Source organism: Stenotrophomonas sp. GbtcB23 (assembly GCF_019091045.1).
Classification (GTDB): domain Bacteria; phylum Pseudomonadota; class Gammaproteobacteria; order Xanthomonadales; family Xanthomonadaceae; genus Stenotrophomonas; species Stenotrophomonas rhizophila_A.
Genome location: NZ_JAGXKC010000463.1, coordinates 1 through 262, shown reverse-complemented (window position 1 = coordinate 262; position 262 = coordinate 1). Strand labels below are relative to the sequence as shown.

General features: G+C 66.4%; 1 pseudogene. It reads right to left on the bottom strand.

Annotated elements, in window-relative coordinates:
- Positions 1-44 precede the first annotated feature (44 nt).
- Positions 45-262: pseudogene (locus KVS69_RS19790) on the bottom strand (SprT-like domain-containing protein); the annotation flags it as partial.

Sequence of the window (262 nt, the reverse complement as noted above, 5' to 3'; positions counted from 1 at the left end):
CCCGGGGCGCCGGCATCGCCCCAAGGCACGACTCAAGGGGGGGATTAGCCGGGCCGCCCCGCCAGCACGGCGAAGACGCGGGCATAGCGGCCGTCCGGGACAATGTAGTGGCAGCAAGATTGGCCGGTTTCCTTCCCGCCTGGCTGGCCGGTATCCGAAGGGTGCAAACCGATCTCGTGCATCTTCGCTGCCCATTCCTTGTTGTGGTAGCCGGCGCGCGACGGCTTGCCGAAATGGTGCTGCCAAAGGTGCGCCATCTCAT